Here is a 23,569-nt window from a genome sequence, read left to right on the forward strand (position 1 = left end):
GAATGTTGTTTTTGTTGTTCGAAGCTTGAGTCGCGGCGGTTTTAGAGTTGGCGGCCACCCTCCTCTCGCAACAGCGCTTGCAGGGTGTCGAGGCGGGCACTGTCGAAGGCAGTGACGGTGCCCTGCTCGAACACCCGGCGCGCCAGCCCGGTCAGCACCGCACCGGGCGGCAGTTCGATCTGTAGACGTACGCCGCGCTCGTAGGCGCTTTGCACGGTGCCGCGCCAGTCCACCACGCGGCACATGTTGAAAGCGAGGTCATCGCGCAGCGCTTCGACTTTGCTCACAGGCCGCGCGCGACTGCCGCTCAGATAAGCGATTTTCGGGTTCTTCAGTTCAACCTTGGCGAAGGCCTCGGCAAGCGCCTGCGCCGGCCTTTCCAGTAGCGGACAGTGCGATGGCACGCTCACCGCCAGCCGCTTCGCCACTCCGGCGCCGCGACTGCGCGCCAGTTCAGCCACCGCGTGCATGGCCTTGTCGCTGCCGGCAATCACCACTTGGTTATCGGCATTGATGTTGGCCAGATACACCGGCCGATCTTCGCGGTGCACTTGCGCCAGCAGTGTTTCGACTGTGGACAACTGCAAGCCGATGATCGCGGTCATGCCGTAGCCCTGTGGATAAGCCTGTTGCATCAGCTCACCGCGCAGGCTGACCAGATGCAGCGCATCGCTGAAGCTCAAGGCTCCTGCCACCACCGCCGCTGGATAAGAGCCGATTGACAGGCCGGCGACGTAATCCGCGCTCAGTTCATCCTGCAATAACTGCCGCGAAGCCGCGACGCCAGCGATCAGCAGGCACAGCTGCACCGCTCTGGTCGTGCACAATGCCTCGGCTGAATCCAGCAGCAAAACATCCTCGCCGAGCACATCACTGGCCTCGACCAGCGTTTCCCGAGGCAAGCGCTGGAGCATGCCGGCTTGCTGCGCGCCCTGGCCGGGAAACACCAACAGACTGCTCACGCCGCCTGCTCCTGCGGGTTCCACGGATCGACCACCAATGCCGCCTGATGGGCATTTTTCAGCAGCACTCGCGCCGAACCGCTGGCCCATTCCCGCAACGCCACAGCGCCGAACGGCGTTTGCAATTGCATGTCGACCCGGCACGCAGTTTGATCAAAAAGCGCGACCAGTTCGCGCGCCTGATTACGGGCGATGATGTGCGGCGCACGCAGAATCAGATCGAGATCACTGGCTTCATGCATTGCTTTGAAACCACTGGCCAATTCAAACCCGACACTGCCGCTGACACCCCAGACCCAACCGCAGTCATCGAGTATCGGCCGCAGTTGTTTGAGCGCCTGCGTCACCGGCAGATCTCGTTCGCATTCAACATGACGAAGGGCCTCGGGACTGACCCGACAGGCAATCGAATCGAGCGGCATAAACGCCGCCAGCCGCTGCTCGCGCAACACACCACGAACGCCGACCGCGACCAGACCTTCCTCGCTCAAGGCCCGGCGCACCACCACCGGTTGCCCGGCCGCCAGCGCCGCGACCGCCCACTGCGGCGCATCCGCCGGCAACTGCGCCGGGGTCATGCCCCAGAGCAGATCGTGGGCCAGGGGCAGGTTCACCACTGCGCCCTCAGCAACTCGCGGACTTTGCTGGAGGCGGCACGATTGCTCGCACCAAGGCGCCCTTTCAAATCAGTGCTGGTCACATCGCTGATCGCTTGCTTCAGGCACTCAGTCACGCGCGCCAGATCTTCCGCCGTCGGCTGTTCAATTTGCTGCACCGAGAGGGTTTCCCAGAGCAGGCCGAGGCTGGCGTAGCTGTCGATGTCATAGGCCATCGGCGGCACGCTCGACGCCAGCGCCTCCAGTTCCTCGACACTGCGCAAGGTGACCCGCGCCGCCGAGGCTTTGCCCATCGCGTGGACCATCACGCCGGGATCGCGCAGCGCGATCAGGCGATTGGCCTGATAACCGTGGGCCAGAAACGCCCCGGACATGGCTTTGCCCACCAGCAGCGCAATCACCGGATGCCCGGCCAAGCGTGCACGGGCATAACTGTCCGCCGCGCCGGCCAGCGCCTGATGAATGCCGAGGGCTTCTTCGCGCCGGCCATACGCCTGGCTCGGTACATCGACGATGGCGATGATCGGGCGCTTTTGCGCTTTATCACGATCAGCGCTGATCGCGTCATCCACAGCCTTGGCCAGACCCCACCCTTCGAGCAAGCCGACTTCGCCGTTGCGGGCGCGTGGGAAACGGTTGTCCGGGTCAGCCACCACGGCGATAAACCGGCCGAGTTCACCGTCAGCCACTTTCAGCGAGGGCGGTAGCCCTTCGACGCTTTCAGCGCCCGCGCTCAAGGCGTTGAACCAGTGCAAACCGCGCAATGAATAACTGCTCATGAGCGCTCTCCTTGATACAGATCGCGAACCACTGACGGTTCGATTTGCTTGTCCGTGTCCAGCTTGCCGAGGCGCTGCAGGAACCACTCGGCGCGCTGACTGCGCGGCTGTGCCGGCAGGCCTTGCTGGAGCAATTCGCCAACCTGCTGACGAATCTGCGCCACGTCATCGCCGACATAACAGTCCACCAGTCCCGTGTTGAAACGCTGCTCGCCGCCGGTCAGGCTCCAGATGAAGGGCCGGTCGCGGGAGTCGTATTCCTCGATCCCGGCTTCCTGCTCGATCACTTGCGGGCCGTTCAGGCCGAGACGTGCTTCCTGGGTCACTAACAGATAGCTGCACAGCGCAGCGGCGATCGACATGCCGCCGAAGCAACCGACGCTGCCGGCGACCACGCCGACCACCGGTTGGTATTGCTGCAAATCGACAATCGCCGCGTGAATATCGGCAATCGCCGCCAGCCCCAGATTGGCTTCCTGCAAGCGCACGCCGCCGGTTTCCAGCAGCAACACGGCGCGGGTGGGGATGCCGTTGCGGTTGTCTTCGGCGGCCAGTTCCAGCGCACCGGCAATCTTCGCCCCGCCGACTTCGCCAAGGCTGCCGCCCTGAAACGCGCCTTCAATCGCCGCGATGACCACCGGCAAACCGTCGAGACTGCCCTTGGCGATGATTACGCCGTCGTCGGCTTGCGGCACTACGCCCTGGCGCTCAAGCCACGGCGACATGACCCGTTGAAACGGATCGAGCAGTTCGCGAAAGGTCCCGGCGTCGAGCAAGGCTTTCGCCCGTTGCCGCGCGCCGAGTTCGACGAAGCTGTGTTTGTTCAGCAACGCTGCGCTGTCAGTCATGGCCGATCTCCTCGAAACCCTGTTCCAGACGCAAGCGCACCACCCCCGGCGTCGCGCCGAAATCGTGGATATCGATGGCCATCGCTGGCGGCGTGGTGCCGTCGAACATCCGCGCAAACAGGTGCTGCCAGCGCTGCTGCGCGCCGTTGACCGAGGTCTGCACGTTGATCGTCAGTTTGCCGGCCAGACCCGGTTCGATCAGCACTTCCAGATCACCCGAACCGACACAACCGACCAGCGCACGCCCGCGTGGCGGCTGCCCCGCGGGGAATTCAAACGATAGGTTTTCCATCAAAACGCTCCCTGAGAGATGCCGTCGCGCTCGATACGATCAAGCAACAGCGTGGCGGCGAGCAGGTCGGCGGCGCCACCGGGCGAGGCATTCAATGCGATGAGTTGTTGATCCAGTTCGTGCAGGCGACGACGACCGCTGAGGCTGGCGCTGCCGCCGGCATCGAGCACCGCTTGCGCGCCGGACTGCATGGCCTGCAGGCCCGGTTCGCCGGCGCGGTAGAGCACGCAGGTGTCGGCCAGCTCGGTCATGATCGCCAGCAACGCATCGAGCCGGGCGTTCTGTTCGCCGTGGCCGCTGGCGCGGCTTTTGTGCAGTTGCGGCAGGCCGCGTTGCAGCACGGACGGGAAGCCGAGTTGCGCTTCCTCGCGAGCACCGCGTGCGCCGTAACGCTGGGCGACTTGTGCGCCGTGGCTGAGCGGTTTCGGCGCGTAGCGGTCGTCGAGCAGTGCCAGGCGGGCGGCACACAGGGCGACGGATTTCGGTTGCAGCGCGGCGGCCGTCACCAACAGTCCCAACGCCCAGATCGCACCGCGATGGGTGTTGACGCCGTTGGTGGTCACAAGCATCGCTTGCTCGCCTTCACGGCCGATGCGGCCAATCGCTTCGCGCAATGGCAAACCGACTTCGCCCAGCTCCAGCGCCGCCTCGGCCATTTCCTTGAACGCCGGCCACAACGCCAACGCCGAAGCGTGCATCAGGCCCAGGTGCAGATCGGTGTGTGCGCCATTGCCGCGACGGTCGACCAGCGCCGGTTTCGGCGACAGATCGGCTTCGTCGATCAGCGCATCCACCGCCAGATCGGCCAATCGATCCCCCAGAGAAAGCGGTTTCGCTTGCAGGTTGAATGCGTGCATTACCAGCTCCTGAATTTGGCGGGCGGGTTGTACAGGCCACCGGACCACTCGACCAGATCGGTCACGCTTTTCGCCGCGAGCAACTCGCGAGTGGCGTCAGTGCGGCGGATGCCGAGGTCTTCGGGCAAGGCGATCAGGCCTTCGCGGCGCATGCGTTCGGTGTCTTTCGGGTTGTGCCGCAGGCCAATTGCGGTAACGCCGGCCACGGCGGCAATCATCGCCTGCCGCTCTTCCAGCGAGCGCGCCTTGTACAGGTAGGCGATGCCCTCTTCGGTCAGCAGGTGGGTGACGTCGTCGCCGTAGATCATGATCGGCGCCAGTGGCATGCCGCTTTTCTTCGCCACTTCGACCGCGTCGAGGGTTTCGACGAAGGTCGGTTTGCCGCCCTCCTGGAAGGTCTCGACCATTTGCACCACGAGTTTCTTGCCGCGTTCGAGCATCGGTTGCGGCCCATCGGCGTGGCGCATGTCCAGCCACGCCGGGGTGCCGTGACGGCGGCCGCGCGGGTCGTGGCCCATGTTCGGCGCACCACCGAAACCGGCGAGGCGGCCACGGGTTACGGTCGAGGAATGGCCGTCGCCGTCGACTTGCAACGTCGCGCCGATGAACAGGTCCACCGCGTACTGCCCGGCGAGTTGGCAGACCATGCGGTTGGAGCGCAGCGAGCCGTCGCGGCCAGTGAAGAACACATCTGGCCGGGCGGCGATGTAGTTTTCCATGCCCAGTTCTGTGCCGAAGCAATGCACGCTTTCGACCCAGCCGCTTTCAATCGCCGGGATCAGCGTCGGGTGCGGATTGAGCGTCCAGTTGCGGCAGATCTTGCCTTTCAAACCGAGGGATTCGCCGTACGTCGGCAGGATCAGTTCGATGGCGGCGGTGTTGAAACCGATACCGTGGTTGAGCGACTGTACGTTGTGTTTTTCGTAGATCCCGCGAATCGCCATCATCGCCATCAGCACATGCACAGGCTTGATGTGGCGTGGGTCACGGGTAAACAGCGGTTCGATGTAGAACGGCTTGTCGGCGACCACGACGAAATCGACCCATGAAGCGGGAATGTCTACGCGGGGCAGTTCGCTGACGTCATCGACCAATTGGTTGACCTGAACGATAACGATGCCGTCGCTGAACGCCGCCGGTTCGATCAGTGCGGGAGTGTCTTCGGTGCTCGGGCCGGTGTAGATGTTGCCGGCGCGGTCGGCCATGAAGCCGGCCGAGAGCACAACGTTGGGGATCAGGTCCACAACGAGGCGGGCGTAGAGTTCGATGTAGGTGTGGATCGCGCCGACTTCGAGCAAGCCGTCTTCGAGCAACTGGCTGATGCGCAGGCTCTGGGTGCCGGCGAAAGAGAAATCGAGCTTGCGGGCGATGCCGCGTTCGAACAGATCAAGGTGCTCGGAGCGGCCGACGCTGGGCATGATCATGTGCAGATCATGGAGCTTGGCCGGATCGGCCTTGGCCAGCGAACGCGAAAGGAAATCCGCCTGCTTCTGGTTGTTGCCCTCCAGCACCACGCGGTCGCCGGGATGGATCAGCGCTTCAAGCGCGGCGACGATTTTGTCGCTGGGCAACACCGCACCATCGGCCAGCCCCGCACCTTGTCGAGCCGGCGCTGCTTCTCGTCACGCCGCCGCGTCCAGCGCGAGTCGGGGGAAATTGTTGTTGTCATGCTCACTCCACGGGTTCGCTGTCGTGGAGCCAAGTTAGGCGTGTGCGATGAGGGCATCAATCAAGCTGGGTGGTGAATCATTACGCTGAGAGTAATGGTCACGATCGCTTTCGCGAGCAGGCTAGCTCCACATTGATCGTTCCCACGCTCCGCGTGGGAACGATCGAACGCATTCCAATTGTGGGAGCGAGCCTGCTCGCGAAGAGGCCAGTCGCCTCAGCGCACTCGCTCAGTCGGTTGGCACCATTTTGTCCAGCACCCGGTTCACCGCCATCTCCGCCACCATGACAATCTGCGCGATGCCCTGCAGGGTCTTGCGCTGCGAGCCTTCCACGGAGGCTGCGTGGTTGTGCAGCATCACCGTCGCCGAACCCAGGGTTTCACAGGCGTCGGCCAGCAGCGATTCGGTGTCGGCTTCGGGGTTGGCCATGTACAGCGTGTTGGGGGTGTACGGCGGGGCCATGAAGTCAGCGCTGGGTGGGCCGAGGTAATGGTCGAGGGCGCGCTCGGCGGCTTGGTGGAATTGCTTTGAGTCGGGGGATTGGTAGGGCGATGCCGGACTTGCTACCGGCGGGTTTGGCGATGGTTTTTTCATCTTCAGGTTCCGGATAAAGCCGCAACCGCATCTCTGCTAAAAGAAGGGGTGGCAGCTGAACGCAGGTTAGCAGACCGGGGAACCTAAGGAAGCCGGCGCGCCGAAGCGCCCTGCGCACAGCCGCCATCGAGTGCAGGCGTGAAGCCTGACTGACGGTGCTCGTGCAACCTCAGATTTACCACGGGCTGCTAAACCCGATCACTGGGAATCAGTGACCCGATCCAAGTTACGCAGCAAGCCCTGGGCGCACAAGCCGGCGGATTCTGGCGCAGGCGTAGGCAGCGGCGCAAGGATTTGTAGGCTGGCGGGGCGTAACACTGGGTGTCTTTAAACACCTCAATCAATTGTTGTTTATTGGCTGATCTGGATTGGGGATCTACCCGTAGGAATTTGCTGCCGCGACTGGCGCTTTCGCGAGCAAGCCCGCTCCCACATGGGAGCTTCAGGGTACGCAGATTTTGTGTACGACCTCGCTCCACTGTGGGAGCGGGCTTGCTCGCGAATACGCCCGCCAGGACACCACAAACGCAAATCAATAAACCAATCCCGCATCCACCAGTAACTTCTCCAGCCCCAACAAATCCGGCACCTTCGCCACCTGCTCGCCCACCTGCACCGCTGCCTGCTCCAGCGCGCACAACGGCACATCGACATAACTCAACTGACTGTCCAGCTTGTAGGAGCGAGGAATCCCCTGCACCAGCAGGCCGATGAATCTCAGCTCCGGCAAGCCGCCCAGCGCATTCAGGATGACGATCCGTGTCCGTTCGCCGATGACGATTTTCTGCCCACAGGCCGATTCGAAACTGATCAGCGGAATCTGCCGTTCACGCCAGGTCACCCGCCCCAGGTACCACGGCGGCGTGTCGAGGTCGAAGGCGCTGGCTTGGTAGTCGATCAGCTCGGCGATGGCGACATTGGGCAGGATCAGGTTGCGATCGGCCAGCGGCAGCAGCAGCCCGGTGAGCTGGCTGGTGCGCGGGTTGTGCCGGTGCTCATGCATGTTTCTTGCTCCACTGGGCGATGCTCTCCAGCAACACCGATTCCTGATACGGCTTGCCGAGGTAGTCGTTGACGCCGATGGCCATGGCGCGGTCGCGGTGTTTCTGCCCGGTGCGCGAGGTGATCATGATGATCGGCAAGTGGCGCAGGCGTTCGTCGGCGCGCACCTGGGTGGCGACCTCGAAGCCGTCCATGCGCGGCATTTCGATATCGAGCAGCATCAGGTCGGGCGTGTGTTCTTCAAGCAGCAGCATCGCATCGACACCGTCCTTGGCGGTCAGCACGTTCATGCCGTGACGCTCGAGCAAACGGCTGGTGACCTTGCGCACCGTCACCGAGTCATCGACGACCATGATCAGCAGCGGCTTGTGCGGTTCGCTGTCGATCTCCGTGAGTGACGGCTCCTGCGCCAGGCGCGCCTGCATCGCGCGGATCGGTGCGAGCAGATCCAGAATCAGCACCACCCGGCCATCGCCGAGAATCGTCGCCCCCGACACGCCCTGCACCGACGCGAATTGTGCGCCGAGGCTTTTGACCACGATTTCACGGGTGCCGGCCATGGCGTCGACCAGCACGGCAATGTGGCGGTCATTGTAATGCACCAACAGCACCGGCAACGGCAGGTTCTGCCCGAGCAGTTTTGGCCGTGGCGCAGTCTTCAACAGCTCGCCGAGGTAGCACAGCTCATAACGCTGGCCGGCGTATTGATAGCTCGGCGGATCCTGACGGAAGTGCCCTTCCAGATCATTCGGCAACACACGCACGATGCCTTCGATGGTGTTCAGCGGGATCGCGTACTGATCCTCAGCGCACTGCACCATCAGCGCGCGGTTAACCGACACGGTGAACGGCAAGCGAATGCGGAAATGCACGCCCTGCCCCGGCACCGAATCGATGCTCATGCTGCCGCCGAGCTGGCGCACTTCTTCGTGGACCACGTCCATGCCGACGCCACGCCCGGAAATCTGAGTGATTTTCTCTGCCGTGGAGAAACCCGGCTGAAGGATGAACTGCAACACGTCGCGGTCGCTGATCTCGGCATCGGGCGCCAGCAGACCGCGCTTGATCGCTTTGCGCCGCACGGCTTCCAGCGGCACCCCGGCGCCGTCATCGCGGATGTCGAAAACCATGTCGCCGCCCTCGCGCGACAGATCAAGGGTGATCTGCCCTTGCGCCGGTTTGCCCGCCGCCAACCGCACTTCAGTGGACTCCAGGCCATGGTCGACGGCGTTGCGCAGCATGTGTTCCAGCGGCGCGGCCATGCGCTCCAGCACGTTGCGATCCATCTCGCCATCGGCATTGCCGACGACGAAGGCGACATCCTTGCCCAGCTCCTCGGCGACCTGACGCACGATGCGTTTGAGACGCGGCACCATGCGTTCGAACGGCACCATGCGCGTGCGCATCAGGCCTTCCTGCAATTCGGTGTTGATCCGCCCCTGTTGCTGCAACAGGTTCTCCGCATCGTGGTTGCGGCGGTCGAGGGTTTCCTTGAGGTCGAGCAGGTCAGAAGCGGATTCGAACAGCGCCCGCGACAGTTGCTGAAGCTGCGAATGGCGGTCCATTTCCAGCGGATCGAAATCTTCATAACCGAGGCGTTCGCCATCGACTTGCTGGCGGCTGAGAATGCGCCCCTGGGTTTCGGTGTCGAGGCGGCGCAACTGATCGCGCATGCGCTCGATGGTGGTTTCCATCTCGTTGAGAGCAATCTGCGCATCGTTGACTTGCTGCTCGATTCGCCCGCGAAAAATCGAGGTTTCCCCGGCCAGATTGACCAGTTCATCAAGCAGTTCGGAAGAAACCTTGACCATGTCTGCGCCAGCATCGGCCGCCGGTGGCGCTGTCTCAGGCTTGATGACCGGAGCTGGCGCCAGCGGCGCTTCAACCTGCGCCGGATGGCTGAAATTCTGGATCGCGCTGATCAGCCGATCGGCCGGCGGGCACGGCTGTCCGGCGCGCACGCCATCGAGCATTTGCGCCAGTCGGTCATGGCCGCGCTGCACCAGCGCGAACAGCTCGGCGGACGGTTGCAGCGCACCGCTAGAGAGGCTTTCGTAGAGAAATTCCAGCTCATGGGCGAGGTCGCCGATCGGGCCGATTTCGACCATCCGCGCGCCACCCTTGAGGGTGTGCAGATCGCGCAGCAGGGTTTCAATTTCCTGACGGTTGCCCGGCTCGGCCTGCCAGCGCAACAACGCGCCGCCGGAGCTTTCGATGATGTCGAAACCTTCTTCGAGGAAGATCTCCAGCAACTCCGGATCGTGCCCGGCGCTGTCGTGTTCGACCGCTGCGGAGGATGATTCGCTGGCGGCCTGGCCCTGACGCAACTGACGGATCGCGTCGATCAGATCCTGCGCCGGGGTCAGCGCTTGATGCGCTTGCAATTGCTCGAGCATCAGTGCCAAACGCTCATGACTGTGCTGCAACAAACCTTCGAGCGCGGCGCTGTGGTTGTAGCGTCGATCAACCAGCCCTTCGTAGAGATTTTCCAGCTCCTGGGCGAGGTCGCCGACGGCCTCGACCTCGGCCATCCGCGCGCCGCCCTTCAGCGTATGCAAGTCGCGCTGCAATGACGACAGTGGCGCAGCGTTGTCCGGGTCCTTGAGCCAGCGCTGCAAGGCTTGCCCGGCGCTGTCGAGAATGTCCACCGCCTCTTCGAGAAAGATTTCGACGATTTCATCGTCCGGCTCGAGGGCGGCAACCGATTGCTGCAATTGCGCGGTGGCGTTGCCCAGCTCGCGAATATCGAGGGTGCGGCTGCCATCGCTGCGGATCAGGCCCATCGCCGCCGGGTCGAGGCCTTCGTCGAGCAGTTCCTGCAAGGCCCGAATCCGCTCCGGCTGCGGGGTGATTTCCTGGCCGGCGGCGAGTTCGTCGAGCATGTTGATCAGCGCTTCGTGGGCCAGTTGCGCTTCGTGGAAAAACCGCTCGCTGACCGCAAGGCTGCTTTCTTCCACCGCGCCATACAGATCGAGCAAGGCTTCGCATAAACCGTCGACCGGCAGCAGATCGGCAAGGTGCGCGCCTTCGCCGAGGGTGGTCAGTTCATCGAGCAAGGCGCTGAGTTCCTGGCGTTCGCCGGGGTGCTGCTGCCAGCGCTGCAAGAGGTTTTCCGCGTCGAGGAGGATGTCCATGCCCTGGGCGAGGAAGTTGTTGATCAGTTGCGGATCGCGCTTGAGGCGCAGGCCGCTGTCAGCGCCATCGGTGCTGCCTTGCAGGCGCTCGGCGAGCAGCGCCTCGGTGCGTTTGATCAGCGACTGCGCACCGACAATCGGCGCCAGCGGATCGTGTTTGAGCTGGCGCAGGCCTACGCGGAACAGGCCCTCGGCTTCGAGCAGCAGTTCGACCTCGTCCAGATCCAGCGGCAACTGATGCGCCTTGAACTCGCGGGCCAGTTGATCCAGCGAAGCCGCCAGTTCGGCCATCGGCAATACGCCGGCCATCGAGGCACTGCCCTTGAGCGTGTGCAGCGCCCGTTGCAGTTCGTCGCTGGCCGGCAACGGCACCTGTTCGGCGGCCTGATCGAGGAAACGGTTGAGGCTGGCGAGGTGGGTTTCGGCTTCTTTGCGGAAGATTTCCAGCAGCAGCGGATCGAGGGCGGCGACGTCGTCGGTGTCTTCGGCAGCCAGCGGCTCATCGCCTTTGGCCAACGCGTGGGCGCGTGCGGCGAGTTGGTCGACATCGTTGCGCTGGCGCTGACGCTGGGTGGCAAATTCGTTGATCAGCTCGGGCAGCAGCAACACGGTGTCGCCGAGCAATTGGCGCAGCACTGCGCCGGGCTCGACGCTTTGTTCGAGCACGCGGTTGAGCAGGTTTTCCACGGCCCAGGCCAGTTCGCCGAGGACCAACGCGCGGACCATGCGCCCGCTGCCCTTCAAGGTGTGAAAGGCCCGGCGCAGTTCGGTCAGCGCGGCGCGGTCCTGGGGATTGGCGGTCCAGCGCGGCAGGTATTCGTGGAGAACTGCGAGAACTTCGCCGGTTTCCTCCAGGAACACTTCGCGCAGTTCATCGTCGACCGCTTCTTCATCGGCCGGCGGCGGCATCAGGCTGTCGGGGCTGTTGCGCGCCGGCGGGTTGAGCGCCGACAACGGGCTGGCCAGCACTTCGGCCAGCGACTGCACGACGTCGGGGTCGTCGAGAGTTTGCAGATCCTGCATGACCTGGGCTTCGCTGGGGCTGAGTACCTCATCGAGCACCGGCACTTGCGCTTCGCCGGGCTGCTCGTTGGCGAAGTAGCCGAGGCTGGCGAGGCTGTTCTGCGCGACATCGAGCAGATGCTCGGCGGGGGCCTGCGGGTCGTCGCTCAGGCGTTCGAGGTAATACTCCAGGCTGCTGATCACATCGGCCAGATGATCGAGTTGTTCCCAACCCGGTTCGTGGGCATCAAGCATCAAATGCTCGCGAATGAAGCCGTTGCAGGCCTCGACCAGACTCGCTGCGCGGGCCAGCGGAATCATCGCCAGCGCGCCGCGCACCTGCGTCAGCAGTTCGGGCAGCGATTGCAGATGCTGGCGGTCCCAATCGGCGTCGATGTAATCGACGATCATGTCCTTGGCCTGTTGCAGGCAGATGCGCGCTTCCTTGATCACAATCTGATGGATCTGTGTCAGGTCGGTGGTCGGCAGGCGCGTGTCGTCGGCGCTTTGCGTCTCCACCGTGCCGACCATGCCGGCCAGCGTTGCTTCGACGTAGAGCAAGGCCCCGGCGACGTCCATGAGGATTGCGTCGTTCGGTTCGCGCTGGCCCTGAGCGAGGCTGAGCACCACCGCCAATTGGTCGATGATGACCTTGCGCGGCTGGCCGAAACCCAGCACCGCGAGGGTGTCGGCGATCTGCCGCAGCGGCGCGAGCAGGCTGTCCAGATCCGAAGCGTGCTGGCGGTCGCTGCGCACGAACAGATCGAGGCGCTCCTTGACCCGCACCAGCTCTTCGCACAGCGCTGCCAGCACCGAGCGCATGGCATCGCGGTCGGGGCCGGCGAGGCGCGCGCGTTCTTCATCGACCATCGCGCTGTCGGGCAACGCGTCGTCCAGGGAGTAGCGATCTTTCATGGTCAGCATCTGCCCGGTGGGATGTTCGGCTTTGGCAATATAGAACAACAGGCTTTTCAGCAGCTCGGCCGGCGCCGGCTGATTGAGCCCGACGATGCCCTGTTCGAGCAGGCGCTTGAGCTCTTTGTCGGCGTCCTTGAACAGGCTGCGCAGCGCCGGACTGTTGGCGATGGCGCCCTCGCGCATGCCCTCGACCAACGCCGAGGCGACCTGCCACAACGGGCTCAACGGCGCGTCGCCGCAAAGCGCTTCGAGACGGCTGAAGACCTTGGCCAGATAGCCAAGGTGCGTCTGGTCGTCCTGTTCGCGCAGCAGACCGACCAATGCCATTTGGAGCATCTGCCGCAGTTTGCGCAGCACGTTCGGCAGATCGGGCGGTTCCAGTGTCGCGAGTGCCGCGTCGCTGATCGGCGCGAGCTCGGGCAGTGGCGGGCTGAACAGGCTGGTTTCCGCCAGCAGGCTTTCACCACGGGCGCTGCGCAGGTCGTTGATCAGCGGCAGCACCACCAACGGCAGGTCACGACGGGCGCTCTGCACACGGTCGAGGTAAAGCGGCAGTTGCCCCAGGGCTTGCAGCATCAGGTGCAGGGCTTCGTCGCGGTGCGGTACACGATCATGTTGCAGGGCTTCGACCAAGTGCTCCATTTCTTCGGCCAGTAACGCTGCGCCGTAGAACTCGACCATTTGCAGGCTGCCGTGGACCTGATGAATGTAGGCCAGGCATTCGTCCAGCCCGGGGAAGGCCTGCGGATCGTCGAGCACGGCTTCGATCGCCTGATGCGCCAGCTTCAGCGTTTCGGCAATTTCGCCCTTGACCCATTCCAGGGCCACGTAGTCGTGCCGATCACCCATAACCACTCCACTCACGCTTTATCTGTCGCCGCCGGCAAGGTGAAACCGGACACCGAACGGCGCAACTGACTGGCCATTTTCGCCAGGTTGCCGATGCTCTCGGCGGTGGCCGTGGACCCCGACGAGGTCTGCGAGGTGATCTGCTGGATCACGTTCATCGTCAGCGAGATCTGCCCGGCCGAAGACGTCTGCTGTTGCGCCGCGTTGGAAATGCTCTGGATCAGCGCCGCGAGGGTCTTGGACACGCCTTCGATTTCTTCCAGGGCCACACCGGCATCCTGCGCCAGTCGCGCGCCGCGCACCACTTCGGTGGTGGTCTGCTCCATGGAAATCACCGCTTCGTTGGTGTCGGCCTGAATCGCCCGCACCAGGGTTTCGATCTGCCGGGTCGCGGCGGACGAACGTTCGGCCAGCCGTTGCACTTCGTCGGCAACCACGGCAAACCCGCGTCCGGCATCCCCGGCCATCGATGCCTGGATCGCCGCGTTGAGGGCGAGGATGTTGGTCTGGTCGGCGATGTCGTCGATCAGGCTGACGATGTCGCCGATTTCCTGGGACGACTCGCCGAGGCGCTTGATGCGCTTGGCGGTGTCCTGAATCTGTTCGCGGATGTTGTCCATGCCGTGGATGGTGTTGTGCACCACCTCGTTGCCTTTGTTGGCGATTTCCACCGAGCGTTCGGCCACCGCCGACGATTCGGCAGCGTTGGCCGAGACTTGATCGATGGATTCGGCCATGTCGCTGATCGCCGTCGAGGCTTCGGAAATCTGCTGCGCCTGTTGCTCCGAGGCCTGGGCCAGATGCATGGCGGTGGCCTGGGTTTCCTGCACAGCAGCGGCAACCTGGCCGGCGGTGAGGTTGATGGTCGCCACCAGATCGCGCAATTGGTCGACGGAATAGTTGATCGAGTCGGCGATGGTGCCGGTGAAGTCTTCAGTCACCGAGGCGGTCACGGTGAGGTCGCCATCGGCGAGGTCTTCGATTTCGTCGAGCAGGCGCATGATCGCGTTCTGGTTGCGCTCGTTCTTCTCGGCGGTCTCGCGCAATTGGCGATTGGTTTCGCGGACCATGACCAGACCGATGAGGATGATCGAGGCCAGCGCCAGCAAGCCCAGCACATAGCCGCCAATGGTGTCGGTGTTGCGCCCGCCGGCCAGATGTTCGAAACCTGTAGCAAGGTGCGAGGCTTCGTCGAGCAGGGTTTGCGACAGGGTGAAGATGTTGCTCGCCGATTCGCGCACCTTGAACAGCTCTGGCGAGGTTTCGAGGATTTCGTCCACCGAGCCGGAAACGAACTGGAACAGCTCGGAGATTTCGCTCAAGCGCGCACGGGCGTCGCGGTCTTCGACCTGGCTGATTTTCAGCGCCGGGTTGCCCTGCAACATGCCGTTGAGCACCAGACCGAAACGCGCGGCATCGCGGCCAAAGGCGTCGGCGGCCTGCTGCGAGTTTTCGTCACCGGCGAGCACGGTGTTGACTGCGCCAAGAATGCGTTCAGCCAACAGCGATTGCCGTTGCGCCATCGCCACCTGCGCCGCCGGGGCGCCGCGCTGCAGGAGGATTTCCACGACTTTCTCGTATTCGATCTGCAATTGCGGCACGGTTTCTGCGAGTGTCGCGGCGACTTGATGCAGCGACAGCACGGTCTGTTCGCTGGTGAGGATCGCATCGGTGTTTTTCAGCAGGCGTTCCCAGTCCATCTGCACCGCACGCATTTCCGGGCGCACGGCGACGGGTGCCGGCGGCAGGCCGGTGTTCGGGTCACCCTTTTTCAGGTAACCCCAGCGCTGGGCGAAATCGTTGCGCGCATCGCTGAGCAGTTTGAACGCCGCCGCCTTGCCCGCCGCCGCTTCGGTGGCGTTCTTGGCAATGCGTTGCGAGAGCACGCGTAGCTCACCGGCGTGGCCGATGTACTGCTTGTCGTAGTTCGCCTGGGTGTTGAGGTAAGCGAAGTTGGCGAACAGCAGCATGATGAACACGATCAGTGCGATAAACAGCACGATGATCTGCGCACGGCTGCGCGATGCTTCTGCCGACTTGCCTGTTTTTGCTTTTGTCATCGGTCCTCGCCTATGAAACCTGCCATGGCCCTGGTGGGAGCGAGCCTTGTGGCGAGGGATTTATCCCCGTTCGGCTGCGAAGCAGTCGTAAAAAATCGCATGCGCTGACGGTGTCAGGCATTGCAGTTTTTGGGCCGCTGCGCGACCCAACGGAGATAAATCCCCTCGCCACATGGCCCGCGTCCACATGGGTTCTGTTGTTCGTGCTATAGAGCCACACCCATGAACACCGGGGATTTGGCCAACGCAAACAGGCTGAACACCCGCCAGTTCTGTTCGCGGCGGAAATAGCCTTTGACGAATTCGGCCTTGGAGCCCTGGCGCTTGCTGATCGACAGTGGTTCGAAACTGCCCTGTTCGAAATGCTGCAATCCGATCACCTCGTCGACCATCACCCCGGCGAACACGTCTTCATGTTCCACCACCAATACCCGGCGCTGTTTACGCAGCGGCGACAGCTCATGGCCGAAAAACCCGCACAGGTCCATGATCGGCAGCAGCCGCCCGCGAAGGTTAGCCACCCCTTGACCCACGGCTTGACCCCGGGCAACTGGGTGAAGCGCGGCTCATGCAAAACTTCGCTGACTTCACCCATCGGCGCCACATACCAATGCTCGCCGAGGCGAAAGCCAATGCCGCTCCAGCGATCCGGGCGCGCCGCTTGCGACGGCAGGTCCGCCGCCAGCAAGCGGCAGCGCTGGTCGATCTGCCAGAGCAGTTCGAACGCAGTCAGCGATTCGCTCATGATCGCGCGATCAGCCTTTGAGGACGTTGTTCAGGGTCTTGATCAGGGTGTCTTCGTCGACCGGTTTGGTCAGGTAATCCTTGGCGCCCTGACGGGTGCCCCAGACCTTGTCGGTTTCCTGATCCTTGGTGGTGATGATGATCACCGGGATGTGCGCGGTGTCGGCATCCTTGGTCAACTGGCGGGTCGCCTGAAAACCATTGAGGCCGGGCATGACGATGTCCATCAGCACGGCGTCGGGTTTTTCCTGACGGGCCAGGGCCACGCCGTCGGCGCCGTTCTCGGCCTTGAGCACTTCATGGCCGTGCTTTTCGAGCATGCCGGTGAGTTTGTACATTTCAGTCGGCGAATCATCGACGATCAGGATACGTGCCATGGTCTTCCCCATTTTTCTGGTCGACTGCCGGCCCGCTGGCCGAGCGTCACTGTGCGTGTGTTACTGCGGCAAAACGGCGGCGAAGCCCGGAACATGGGCCTGGATCGCGTTGAGCAGTTCTTCTTTGCTGAACGGCTTGGTCAGAAATTGATCAGAGCCGACAATCCGCCCCTTGGCCTTGTCGAACAGCCCGTCACGCGATGACAGCATGATCACCGGCGTGGCCTTGAACGCACTGTTGTTCTTGATTAAAGCGCAGGTCTGATAACCATCCAGACGCGGCATCATGATGTCGACAAAGATGATCCCGGGATGGTGGTCGGCGATCTTCGCCAGCGCATCGAAACCGTCGATGGCAGTGATCACTTCGCAACCGACGTTCTTCAACAATGTTTCGGCGGTGCGGCGAATCGTTTTCGAGTCGTCGATCACCATGACCTTCAAGGCGCTGGACTGCTGTTCCATAAGAGGGTTCTACCGTCGCCTTTGCGAATCAAATTGTCCGTTTTGCTGTGAATAATGGCCTGAAACCCTTGATAGCCAAGGGTCGGCGCGATCTGCCAGCCTTTTTAGCACAGTCTCCAGATGCAATCTATCGACGGGTTTTTCCTTGACCCGAAACCCGCCCGGCGCCACTCTGGCGGCACTTTTTCAATACCGATCCGGTAGCCAAATTTCGAGGAAAACCCAATGAGCGTTCGCGTCGGAATTGTCATGGACCCTATCGCCAGCATCTCCTATAAAAGGATAGCTCGCTGGCCATGCTGCTGGCCGCGCAAAAGCGTGGCTGGGAACTGTTCTACATGGAACAGAAAGACCTGTATCAGGCCGAGGGCCAGGCGCGGGCGCGGATGAGCCCGCTGAAAGTCTTCGCCAACCCGGACAAATGGTTCGAACTGGACGCCGAGCAGGACAAACTGCTGAGCGACCTGGACGTGATCCTGATGCGCAAGGATCCGCCGTTCGACATGGAATTCGTCTATTCCACTTATCTACTGGAACAGGCCGAAGCCGCTGGCGTGCTGGTGGTGAACAAGCCGCAGAGCCTGCGCGACTGCAATGAAAAGCTGTTCGCCACGCTGTTTCCGCAGTGCACGCCGCCGACCATCGTCAGCCGCCGCCCGGACGTATTGCGTCAGTTCGCCGACCATCACGGTGACGTGATCCTCAAGCCGCTGGACGGCATGGGCGGTTCGTCGATCTTCCGCCACACCGCCGGCCATCCGAACCTCTCGGTGATCCTCGAAACCCTGACTCTGCACGGCAAGCAGCAAATCATGATTCAGGGCTACCTGCCGGCGATCGTCGATGGCGACAAGCGCATCCTGATGATCGATGGCGAGCCGGTGGATTACTGCCTGGCGCGGATCCCGGCCATGGGCGAAACCCGTGGCAACCTCGCCGCCGGTGGCCGTGGCGAAGCACGTCCGCTGACCGAAAAGGATCGCTGGATCGCCGCCCAGGTCGGACCGACCCTGCGCGAGAAAGGCCTGCTGTTCGTCGGCCTCGACGTGATCGGCGAGCACCTGACCGAAATCAACGTCACCAGCCCGACCTGCATCCGCGAAATCGACAATGCGTTCGGCACTGACATCGGCGGCATGCTCATGGATGCTATTGAGAAGAAGCTGCAAGCTGCAAGCTCCAAGCCGCAAGCTTGAAGCCGAGCGACAAGCTTCTGACTTGCAGCTTGGAGCTCGAAACTTGCAACTGCCTCTATGCAGCTTGTCGCTTGAAGCTCGTCGCTTGCAGCTAAAAACCAACATTGCGTTATCATGCCGGGCCCATGAAAACGCGATGTTGGTTTTTCTGTCATGACCCTCCCGTCCGATCTGCCCGCTGAACTCGCCCATCGTGGCGTGCGCCCGGCCGATCGCCTCGGTTTTACCCTGTTTCTCGCGGCGCTGATTCACCTGGCGCTGCTGCTCGGCGTCGGTTTCACCATGGTCGAGCCGCAGCAGATCAGCAAAACCCTGGAAATCACCCTGGCCACCTTCAAGGCCGAGAAGAAGCCGGAAAAGGCAGATTTTCTCGCTCAGGAAAACCAGGAAGGCAGCGGCACGCTGGACAAGAAAGCCCTGCCCAAGACCACCGAAGTCGCGCCGTTCCAGGACAATCAGGTCAAAAGGTCACCCCGCCGCCCGCGGCCAAGCCAGAGGTGCAGGAAGCCGCACCGAAAGCAGCGGTGACCACCGTCGCGCCGAAACCAAAGAAAGCGCCGACCAAGAAAGAAGAAAGCAAAACCGAGGTCAAGCCGACTGTCGACGCGCCGGCGTTCGACAGCTCGCAGCTGTCCAGCGACATCGCCAGCCTCGAAGCGGAACTGGCCAAGGAACAACAGCTGTACGCCAAACGCCCGCGCATCCATCGCTTGAGCGCGGCTTCGACCATGCGAGACAAGGGCGCCTGGTACAAGGACGACTGGCGCAAGAAGGTCGAGCGCATCGGCAACCTCAACTACCCCGAAGAAGCACGACGCAAGCAGATCTACGGCAATTTGCGCCTGATGGTCTCGATCAATCGCGACGGCTCGCTGTATGAAGTGCTGGTGCTGGAATCCTCCGGCCAGCCGCTGCTCGATCAGGCGGCGCAGCGCATCGTCCGCCTGGCCGCACCTTTTGCACCGTTTACCGGCGATCTGTCGGACATCGACCGCCTGGAAATCATCCGCACCTGGAAATTTGCTCGGGGCGACAAGCTCTCCAGCAATTAAAGACCCTGCAAACCCTGTGGGAGCGAGCCTGCTCGCGAATGCGGTGTGTCATTCAATATTAATGTGACTGATCCACCGCATTCGCGAGCAGGCTCGCTCCCACATCGGAATTGTGTTGTCAGCATCTCCAGCTTGTCAGTTCGCCCCTCGAACGCCACACTAGCGCTCATGAAAAACGTCAGCCCCAGCTACCTCAAGCATCACTTCCTGATCGCCATGCCACACATGGCCGACCCGAACTTTGCCCACACCTTGACCTACATCGTCGAGCACACGGCCAATGGCGCGATGGGGCTGGTGGTCAACAGGCCGCAAGACTTGAACCTGGCCGACATCCTCGAACAGTTGCGCCCGGACATCGAGCCGCCCGCGCGCTGCCAGGATGTGCCGATCTTCATCGGCGGGCCGGTGCAGACCGATCGCGGTTTCGTCCTGCACCCGGCGGGCCAGACCTTCCAGGCCACCGCGCAGCTCGACGGCGACCTCGCCCTGTCGACGTCGCAGGACGTGCTGTTCGCCATCGCCGACGGCGTCGGCCCCGCGCAGAGCCTGATCACCCTGGGTTACGCCGGCTGGGAGGCCGGGCAGCTGGAAGCCGAACTGGCCGACAACGCCTGGCTGACCTGCCCGTTCAACGCCGACATCCTGTTCAATACCCGCAGCGAATTGCGCCTGGAAGCGGCAGCGCGGCATTTGGGCATCGACCTCAATCTGCTCACCAGCCAGGCGGGTCACGCCTGATGGCCCTGCGCCTGATTCTCGGCTTCGACTACGGCACCAAACAGATCGGCGTCGCGGTCGGCCAGGTGATTACCGGCCAGGCCCGCGAACTGTGCACCCTCAAAGCGCAGAACGGCGTGCCGAACTGGGATCAGGTCGAAGCGCTGATAAAAGAATGGAAACCCGACGCCGTGGTGGTCGGCCTGCCGCTGAACATGGACGGCACGCCCAGCGAGATGTGCGTACGCGCGGAGAAATTCGCCCGCCGCCTCAACGGCCGCTACAACCTGCCCTTCTATACCCACGACGAACGCCTGACCACCTTCGAAGCCAAGGGCGAGCGACTGGTGCGTGGCGGGCAGAAAGGCAGTTACCGCGACAACCCGGTGGACGCCATCGCCGCCGCCCTGCTGCTGCAGGGCTGGCTCGATGAAAACACTGCATTGTTTGAATCCTGACAAGCGCTTCGGCGCTTTTCTTTTGGTTATAAACCGAGCTTCGTCCGGCAGGACGCAGCGCGGAATCACGAAGGAGCAACCATGAGCCTGCCCAATCCCGCCGATCTGATCAGCCAGATGGCGACCCGCCTCAAGGCGCACCTTGCCCAGCGTGACATCAGCGAACCGCGTTACATCGGCATCCGCACCGGCGGCATCTGGGTCGCGCAGGCGCTGCTCAAGGAGCTGGCCAGCGATGCGCCACTGGGTACGCTGGACGTGTCCTTCTATCGCGATGACTTCAGCCAGAACGGCCTGCACCCGCAAGTGCGCCCTTCCGCCCTGCCCTTCGAGATCGAAGGCCAGCATCTGGTGCTGATCGACGACGTGCTGATGAGCGGTCGGACCATCCGCGCCGCCATGAATGAACTGTTCGATTACGGCCGCCCGGCCAGCGTGACGCTGGTCTGCCTGCTGGACCTGGACGCCGGCGAGTTGCCGATCCGCCCGAACGTGGTCGGCGCCACCCTGACCCTGGCCGGCAGCCAGCGGGTCAAGTTGTCCGGCCCCGAGCCGCTGACGCTCGAACTGCAAGACGTCACCCTTTAATCCGCCCTATTGAGAGTCCCCCTCGCGATGACGCCTCTAGATACCAAGCGCCCGCTGCAGCTCAATGATCAGGGCCAGCTGCGCCACTTCCTCTCGCTCGACGGTTTGCGCCGCGAGTTGCTGACGGAAATCCTCGACACTGCCGACTCGTTTCTTGAAGTCGGCGCCCGGGCGGTGAAGAAAGTCCCGTTGCTGCGCGGCAAGACCGTGTGCAACGTGTTCTTCGAGAACTCCACGCGCACCCGCACCACGTTTGAACTGGCGGCCCAACGGCTGTCGGCGGACGTGATCACCCTGAACGTGTCGACATCGTCGGCGAGCAAGGGCGAAACGTTGCTCGATACCCTGCGCAACCTTGAGGCGATGGCCGCCGACATGTTCGTCGTGCGCCACGGCGACTCGGGCGCGGCGCATTTCATCGCCGAGCATGTCTGCCCGCAGGTGGCGATCATCAACGGTGGTGACGGCCGGCATGCGCACCCGACCCAGGGCATGCTCGACATGCTCACCATCCGTCGGCACAAGGGCGGTTTCGAAAACCTCTCGGTGGCGATCGTCGGCGACATCCTGCATTCGCGGGTGGCACGCTCGAACATGCTCGCGCTGAAAACCCTCGGCTGCCCGGACATCCGCGTGATCGCGCCGAAAACCCTGCTGCCGATCGGCATCGAGCAATACGGCGTCAAGGTCTATACCGACATGGCTGAAGGCCTGAAAGACGTCGACGTGGTGATCATGCTGCGCCTGCAGCGCGAGCGCATGACCGGCGGCCTGCTGCCCAGCGAAGGCGAGTTCTATCGCCTGTTCGGCCTGACCACCGCGCGTCTGGCCGGGGCCAAACCCGATTGCATCGTGATGCACCCGGGGCCGATCAACCGTGGCGTGGAGATCGAGTCGGCGGTGGCCGACGGCCCGCACTCGGTGATCCTCAATCAAGTGACCTACGGCATCGCGATTCGTATGGCCGTGCTGTCCATGGCCATGAGCGGGCAGACTGCGCAACGTCAATTCGAGCAGGAGAACGCCCAGTGAAGCTCAGCATTCTCGGCGCACGCGTCATCGATCCCAGCAGCGGCCTGGATCAAATCACCGACATCCACGTTGAAGCCTGCAAGATCGTCGCCCTCGGCGCCGCGCCGGCCGGTTTCAGCGCAGTAGAAACCATCGACGCGCATGGCCTGGTGGCCGCGCCTGGCCTGGTAGACCTCAACGTTGCCCTGCGCGAGCCGGGTTACAGCCGCAAAGGCTCGATCGTCAGCGAAACCCGCGCCGCCGCTGCCGGTGGCGTGACCAGCCTGTGCTGCCCGCCGAAGACCAAACCGGTGCTCGACACCTCGGCCGTGGCTGAGCTGATCCTCGACCGCGCCCGCGAAGCCGGCAACGCCAAGGTGTTCCCGATCGGCGCACTGAGCAAAGGTCTCGATGGTGAGCAACTGGCCGAACTGGTGGCCCTGCGCGACGCTGGTTGCGTGGCGTTCGGCAACGGCCTGGAAAGCTTCCGCAACAGCCGCACCCTGTGCCGGGCGCTGGAATACGCGGCGACTTTCGACCTGACGGTGATCTTCAACTCGCAGGATCACGATCTGGCCGAGGGCGGTCTCGCCCACGAAGGCGCGGTCGCCAGTTTCCTTGGCCTGCCGGGCATCCCGGAAACCGCCGAAACCGTGGCGCTGGCTCGCGATCTGCTGCTGGTCGAGCAGACCGGCGTGCGTGCGCATTTCAGCCAGTTGACCAGTGCGCGCGGTGTTGCCCTGATTGCTCAGGCGCAGGCCCGTGGTCTGAAAGTCACTGCCGATGTGGCGCTGTACCAGTTGATTCTGACTGATGAAGCGCTGATCGACTTTAACAGCCTCTATCACGTGCAACCGCCGCTGCGCACCCGCGCCGACCGCGATGGCCTGCGTGAGGCGGTGAAATCCGGGGTGGTCTCGGCCATCTCCAGCCATCACCAGCCCCACGAGCGCGACGCCAAACTGGCCCCGTTCGGCGCCACCGAGCCGGGCATCAGCAGTGTTGAGTTGCTGCTGCCGCTGGCGATGACGCTGGTTGAGGATGGTTTGCTCGACTTGCCGACGCTGCTGGCGCGTCTGAGCGCAGGCCCGGCCGAAGCGCTGCGTCTGCCGGCGGGCAAACTGGCGGTAGGCGGCGCGGCGGATATCGTGCTGTTCGACCCGAAAGCATCGACGGTGGCCGGTGAGCACTGGCTGTCGAAGGGCGAGAACTGCCCGTTCATCGGCCACAGTCTGCCGGGTGTGGTGCGCTATACGCTGGTGGATGGGCGGATTACTCACCAGGCATGACTTGCTGCTGAGGGAGATTGTGGCGAGGGGATTTATCCCCGCTCGGCTGCGTAGCAGTCGCGAAGCCATTGCACGCGGTGGAACA

General features: G+C 63.0%; 17 protein-coding genes and 4 pseudogenes. 7 read left to right on the forward strand and 14 right to left on the reverse strand.

The annotated features are described in order from the left end of the window. Positions 1–41 precede the first annotated feature (41 nt). The 14 genes and pseudogenes from mdcH to pilG all read right to left on the reverse strand — a co-directional run bounded on the left by mdcH (position 42) and on the right by pilG (position 17,170). Positions 42–962 (reverse strand): malonate decarboxylase subunit epsilon, encoded by a 921-nt coding sequence (mdcH, locus tag LJU32_02580; GenBank protein WKV89349.1) that lies wholly within the window; start codon positions 960–962, stop codon positions 42–44. Continuing rightward, complete coding sequence (locus LJU32_02585) at positions 959–1,579, reverse strand: malonate decarboxylase holo-ACP synthase (protein ID WKV89350.1); 621 nt, start codon at positions 1,577–1,579, stop codon at positions 959–961. Before LJU32_02585 ends, mdcH begins: the two co-directional genes overlap by 4 nt. Continuing rightward, positions 1,573–2,358 (reverse strand): biotin-independent malonate decarboxylase subunit gamma, encoded by a 786-nt coding sequence (gene mdcE / locus LJU32_02590; GenBank protein WKV89351.1) that lies wholly within the window; start codon positions 2,356–2,358, stop codon positions 1,573–1,575. Before mdcE ends, LJU32_02585 begins: the two co-directional genes overlap by 7 nt. After that, positions 2,355–3,206 (reverse strand): biotin-independent malonate decarboxylase subunit beta, encoded by an 852-nt coding sequence (locus LJU32_02595; GenBank protein ID WKV89352.1) that lies wholly within the window; start codon positions 3,204–3,206, stop codon positions 2,355–2,357. Before LJU32_02595 ends, mdcE begins: the two co-directional genes overlap by 4 nt. Continuing rightward, the gene (locus LJU32_02600) at positions 3,199–3,498 is read right to left on the reverse strand and encodes a malonate decarboxylase subunit delta (protein WKV89353.1); all 300 of its coding nucleotides are present in this window, start codon (positions 3,496–3,498) and stop codon (positions 3,199–3,201) included. Before LJU32_02600 ends, LJU32_02595 begins: the two co-directional genes overlap by 8 nt. Further along, positions 3,498–4,355 carry a triphosphoribosyl-dephospho-CoA synthase gene (locus LJU32_02605; GenBank protein ID WKV89354.1) on the reverse strand — a complete coding sequence of 286 codons (858 nt, stop codon included), beginning with the start codon at positions 4,353–4,355 and terminating at the stop codon, positions 3,498–3,500. Before LJU32_02605 ends, LJU32_02600 begins: the two co-directional genes overlap by 1 nt. Next, a pseudogene (mdcA, locus tag LJU32_02610) lies at positions 4,355–6,024 on the reverse strand (malonate decarboxylase subunit alpha). The gene LJU32_02605 and the pseudogene mdcA overlap by 1 nt, the downstream one beginning before the upstream one ends. 229 nt (positions 6,025–6,253) lie before the next feature. Beyond that, complete coding sequence (locus LJU32_02615) at positions 6,254–6,619, reverse strand: hypothetical protein (GenBank protein ID WKV89355.1); 366 nt, start codon at positions 6,617–6,619, stop codon at positions 6,254–6,256. Between the two features lie 532 nt (positions 6,620–7,151). Next, entirely contained in the window at positions 7,152–7,622 is a 471-nt protein-coding gene (locus tag LJU32_02620) for a chemotaxis protein CheW (GenBank protein ID WKV89356.1), read from the reverse strand. Continuing rightward, a complete protein-coding gene (locus tag LJU32_02625; GenBank protein WKV89357.1) occupies positions 7,615–13,524 on the reverse strand; it encodes an Hpt domain-containing protein in 5,910 nt (1,969 codons plus the stop codon). The genes LJU32_02620 and LJU32_02625 overlap by 8 nt, the downstream gene beginning before the upstream one ends. An 11-nt stretch (positions 13,525–13,535) precedes the next feature. Continuing rightward, positions 13,536–15,584 (reverse strand): methyl-accepting chemotaxis protein, encoded by a 2,049-nt coding sequence (locus tag LJU32_02630; protein ID WKV89358.1) that lies wholly within the window; start codon positions 15,582–15,584, stop codon positions 13,536–13,538. Positions 15,585–15,790: 206 nt separating this feature from the next. After that, positions 15,791–16,329 (reverse strand): annotated as a pseudogene (locus LJU32_02635) (chemotaxis protein CheW). Between the two features lie 10 nt (positions 16,330–16,339). Beyond that, complete coding sequence (gene pilH / locus LJU32_02640) at positions 16,340–16,705, reverse strand: twitching motility response regulator PilH (protein ID WKV89359.1); 366 nt, start codon at positions 16,703–16,705, stop codon at positions 16,340–16,342. A gap of 60 nt (positions 16,706–16,765) precedes the next feature. Next, entirely contained in the window at positions 16,766–17,170 is a 405-nt protein-coding gene (gene pilG / locus LJU32_02645; GenBank protein ID WKV89360.1) for a twitching motility response regulator PilG, read from the reverse strand. Between the two features lie 225 nt (positions 17,171–17,395). On the opposite strand from pilG, the pseudogene gshB reads away from it, so the two are divergent. The 7 genes and pseudogenes from gshB (at position 17,396) to LJU32_02680 (ending at position 23,484) form a co-directional block, all read left to right on the forward strand. Then, positions 17,396–18,366 (forward strand): annotated as a pseudogene (gene gshB / locus LJU32_02650) (glutathione synthase). A 153-nt stretch (positions 18,367–18,519) separates the two neighbouring features. After that, positions 18,520–19,418, forward strand: a pseudogene (locus tag LJU32_02655) (energy transducer TonB). A 168-nt stretch (positions 19,419–19,586) separates the two neighbouring features. Further along, positions 19,587–20,159 carry a YqgE/AlgH family protein gene (locus LJU32_02660; protein WKV89361.1) on the forward strand — a complete coding sequence of 191 codons (573 nt, stop codon included), beginning with the start codon at positions 19,587–19,589 and terminating at the stop codon, positions 20,157–20,159. Continuing rightward, positions 20,159–20,596 (forward strand): Holliday junction resolvase RuvX, encoded by a 438-nt coding sequence (ruvX, locus tag LJU32_02665; GenBank protein ID WKV89362.1) that lies wholly within the window; start codon positions 20,159–20,161, stop codon positions 20,594–20,596. The genes LJU32_02660 and ruvX overlap by 1 nt, the downstream gene beginning before the upstream one ends. Positions 20,597–20,677: 81 nt before the next feature. Then, the gene (pyrR, locus tag LJU32_02670) at positions 20,678–21,184 is read left to right on the forward strand and encodes a bifunctional pyr operon transcriptional regulator/uracil phosphoribosyltransferase PyrR (GenBank protein ID WKV89363.1); all 507 of its coding nucleotides are present in this window, start codon (positions 20,678–20,680) and stop codon (positions 21,182–21,184) included. A 27-nt stretch (positions 21,185–21,211) separates the two neighbouring features. Further along, on the forward strand, positions 21,212–22,216 hold the full coding sequence (locus LJU32_02675) for an aspartate carbamoyltransferase catalytic subunit (protein ID WKV89364.1): 1,005 nt from the start codon (positions 21,212–21,214) through the stop codon (positions 22,214–22,216). After that, on the forward strand, positions 22,213–23,484 hold the full coding sequence (locus tag LJU32_02680) for a dihydroorotase (GenBank protein WKV89365.1): 1,272 nt from the start codon (positions 22,213–22,215) through the stop codon (positions 23,482–23,484). The genes LJU32_02675 and LJU32_02680 overlap by 4 nt, the downstream gene beginning before the upstream one ends. Positions 23,485–23,569 lie beyond the last annotated feature (85 nt).

Source organism: Pseudomonas sp. B21_DOA, assembly GCA_030544685.1.
GTDB classification, from domain to species: domain Bacteria; phylum Pseudomonadota; class Gammaproteobacteria; order Pseudomonadales; family Pseudomonadaceae; genus Aquipseudomonas; species Aquipseudomonas fluorescens_AO.